Source organism: Arenimonas sp., assembly GCF_019459675.1.
Classification (GTDB): domain Bacteria; phylum Pseudomonadota; class Gammaproteobacteria; order Xanthomonadales; family Xanthomonadaceae; genus Arenimonas.
In genome coordinates, this window is the sequence record NZ_JAIBFH010000025.1 from 1 (window position 1) to 3,880 (window position 3,880).

At 68.6% G+C, this 3,880-nt stretch carries 3 protein-coding genes; all 3 read left to right on the forward strand.

Going from position 1 to position 3,880, the window contains the following annotated elements; translation table 11 throughout:
• The coding region (dnaB, locus tag K0M70_RS00855) for a replicative DNA helicase (protein ID WP_290778023.1) at positions 1–970 on the forward strand (970 nt) is incomplete at its 5' end.
• Between the two features lie 85 nt (positions 971–1,055).
• The gene (gene alr / locus K0M70_RS00860; RefSeq protein ID WP_290778025.1) at positions 1,056–2,243 is read left to right on the forward strand and encodes an alanine racemase; all 1,188 of its coding nucleotides are present in this window, start codon (positions 1,056–1,058) and stop codon (positions 2,241–2,243) included.
• A gap of 78 nt (positions 2,244–2,321) precedes the next feature.
• Positions 2,322–3,880, forward strand: a 1,559-nt coding sequence (locus tag K0M70_RS00865; RefSeq protein WP_290778029.1) for a cryptochrome/photolyase family protein, incomplete at its 3' end; no start/stop codon positions are given.

The following is a 3,880-nucleotide window of genomic DNA, read 5'->3' on the forward strand; positions in this document are numbered from 1 at the left end:
CCAGCCCGAAGGACGCGACAGCCAGGAAGTGCTGTCGGCGGCCGAGATGAAGGTGTTCAAGATCGCCGAACAGGGCCGCCGCGGCCGCGCCGATTTCGTGCCCCTGCGCGAAGCCATGAAGGACGCCTTCGGCATCCTGCAGGAACGCTACGAAAACCAGGGCAACGTCACCGGCCTGCCCACCGGCTTCCACGACCTGGACGAAATGACCGCCGGCCTGCAGCCGTCCGACCTGATCATCCTGGCGGCGAGACCGGCCATGGGCAAAACGACATTGGCGCTCAATATCGCCGAATACGGCGCGCTCAAGACCAAGAAGGCGGTGGCGGTGTTCTCGATGGAAATGTCGGCCTCGCAGCTGGCGTTCCGCCTTATTTCTTCCATCGGCCGCGTCAACGCCACGCGCCTGCGCACCGGCCAGCTCGAGGACGAAGACTGGTCGCGCGTGAACATGGCCATCAAGATGCTGTCGGACGTGAAGGTGTTCATCGACGACACCCCGGCGCTGTCGCCCGACGTGCTGCGGTCGAAGTCGCGCCGCATCAAGCGCGAACACGACCTGGGCCTGATCGTGGTCGACTACCTGCAGCTGATGCAGGTGCCGGGCTCGGGCGAAAACCGCACCAACGAAATCTCGGAAATCTCGCGCTCGCTCAAGGCCCTGGCGATGGAGCTCAAGGTGCCGGTGGTGGCGCTTTCCCAGCTCAACCGCGGCCTGGAATCGCGCACCGACAAGCGCCCGGTGATGTCCGACCTGCGCGAATCGGGCGCCATCGAGCAGGACGCCGACATCATCATGTTCATCTACCGCGACGACTACTACCACAAGGACTCGCCCGACAAAGGCCTGGCCGAAGTCATCATCGCCAAGCAGCGTAACGGCCCCACCGGCATGGCCAAGCTGAAGTTCTTCGGCGAATACACCCGCTTCGACAACCTGGCCCGGGACAGCGTCGGCAGCTTCGAATAGCGCGCACCGGGCCTGCCGGCAAACGGCCACTTTTCGCCCGCCGGGCGCCATGCCCGCTGCGGGGCGCCCACGCTACACTGCGGGCATGGACCCGCTGCCTTCCGACAAGCATCCCCTCGTGGCCGCAGACGACCGCGCCGACCCGGTGAGCCAGCGGCCCACGCGCGTCCGCGTCGACCTGGATGCCCTCACGCACAACCTGCACGCACTGCGCGCGCACGCGGGCGTGCCGGTGATGGCCGTGGTGAAGGCCAACGCCTACGGCCACGGCCTGGTGCCGGTGGCCCTGCACCTTCAGGCGCAAGGGGTGGAACAGCTGGGCGTGGCCTTCCTGGAAGAGGGCGTGGCCCTGCGGCGCGCCGGCGTGCACCTGCCCATCCTGGTGATGGGCGGCATCTTCGGACCGCAGGCGGCGCAGCTGATCAGCGAAGACCTCGAGATCACGGTGTCCTCCCTGGACAAGCTGCGCCAGGTGGAGGCCGCCGCCGAGGCGCTGGGCCGCAAGGCCACCGTGCACCTGAAGATAGACACCGGCATGGAGCGCATCGGCGTGCACAGCTACCACGCCGGCCCGTTCATCGAAGCGGCCGTGGCCTCGCGCTGGTGCACGGTGAAGGGCGTGTACTCCCACCTGGCCTGCGCCGACGATCCGGCGTCGCCTATGACGCGCCAGCAGCTGGAAAAATTCCTGGAGGCCTGCGCCCACTTCGATCGCCTGGGCGCCCCGATGCCGATCCGCCACATCGCCAACTCCGGCGGCGTGCTGCATTTTCCGGAAACCCACCTGGACCTGGTGCGCCCCGGCATCGCGCTCTACGGCGTGCTGCCCGACCCGGCGTCGCAGGCCACGGTGGACCTGCGCCCGGTGATGTCCCTGGTGTCGCAGGTGGTGTATTTCAAAGTGGTTCCGGCCGGCCATCCCGTCAGCTATGGCGCCACCTGGGCACCGGGCGCGGACACGCGCGTCGTGACCATCCCCATGGGCTACGGCGATGGTTTCCCGCGCTCGCTCTCGTCCCGGGGCGAGGTGCTGATTCGCGGGCAGCGGCACCCCATCGTCGGGCGCATCTGCATGGACCAGTTCATGGCCGACCTGGGCCCGCAGGGCACGGCCTACAACGAAGACGCCGTGGTGCTGATCGGCCGGCAGAACGGCCAGCACATCCGCTGCGAAGACGTGGCGCTGTCGGCGGGCACTATTCCCTACGAAATCCTGGTTGGCCTCAATACCCGCATCCCCCGCGAGTACGTGGGCGGCGACCGGACCGCCTGATCGGGGCCGAACGCCGGGCAGCGCCCGTCCGGCCCGGTTTTTCCATTCCCTGCACGCCCCCTTCCACACACTTGGGCCATGAGAAAAGCGCTCCGCCACCTTGTGCTGGTTCTGGGTGACCAGCTCGATGCCGAGTCCTCGGTATTCGACGACTTCGACCCGGCCCGCGACGCGGTGTGGATGGCCGAGGTGGGCCACGAAGCCACGCAGGTGTGGAGCACGCAGCCGCGGATCGCCATTTTCCTGGCCGCCATGCGCCACTTCCGCGACGCGCTGCGGTCGCGCGGGTTCACCGTGCACTATCGCGCGCTGGACGAACATCAGCACCCCACGCTGGAGGCCGCGCTGGCCGCCGACCTCGCGGCGCTCAAGCCCGCCAAGCTGATCGCAGTGAAGCCCGGCGAATGGCGCCTGGCGCAGTCGCTGCCGGCGGCGTGTGCCCGGGCGGGCGTGCCCTGGATCGAGTACCCCGACCGGCATTTCTACTGCGACGCCGACGACTTCGCCGACTGGGCCGGCACGCGCAAGGAATATCGGCTGGAGTTTTTCTACCGCTGGCTGCGCAAGCGCGAAGGCGTGCTGATGGAGGCAGGCCAGCCCGCGGGCGGCCAGTGGAACTTCGACCAGGACAACCGCGGCAGTTTCGGCCGCGCCGGGCCCGGCCTGCTGCCGGCGCCGCGCGCGTTCGCGCCCGACGCCACCACGCGCGAGGTGATCGCGCTGGTGCGCACGCGCTTCGCCAGCCACCCGGGGCGCCTGGACGCTTTTGACTGGCCGCAGGACGCCGGCCAGGCCCGCGAAGCGCTGGATGACTTCATTGCGCACCGGCTGCCGCTGTTCGGCCGCTACCAGGACGCGATGTGGGAAGGCGAGCCCTGGCTGTACCACTCGCGACTTTCGGCGGCGATGAACCTCAAGCTGCTTTCGCCGCGCACCGTGGTGGACGCCGCCGTGCGCGAATGGCGCGAGGGCAGGGCGCCGATCGAGGCCGTGGAGGGCTTCGTGCGGCAGATCCTGGGCTGGCGCGAGTACGTGCGGGGCGTTTACTGGCAGCGCATGCCCGGCTTCCTGGAGGAAAACTCGCTGGACGCACAGGCGCCGCTGCCCGGCTTTTTCTGGACCGGCGACACCGACATGGCCTGCCTGCGCGACGCGCTGCGGCAGACGCTCGACCTGGGCCACGCCCACCACATCCAGCGCCTGATGGTGACCGGCCTGTTCGCGCTGCTGCTGGGCGTGCGCCCGCGCGAGGTGCACGAGTGGTACCTGGCGGTTTACGTGGACGCGGTGGAGTGGGTCGAACTGCCCAATGTACTGGGCATGAGCCAGTACGCCGACGGTGGCCGCATGGTCAGCAAGCCCTATGCCGCCTCGGGCAACTACATCAAGAAAATGTCCAACCACTGCGCCGGCTGCCGCTTCAAGCCCGACGTGTCGGTGGGCCCGGATGCCTGTCCTTACACCACGCTGTACTGGGATTTCCTGGCCCGGCACGAGGCGCGGTTCGCCAGGCACCCGCGCACGGCGCTGCAGTGGAAGAACCTGGGCCGCAAGCCGGCCGACGAACTGGCCCGCATCCGTGCCCAGGCTTCTGAACTGCGTGCGGCGTACGCGGCGGATTCACGGCCGCCACACGG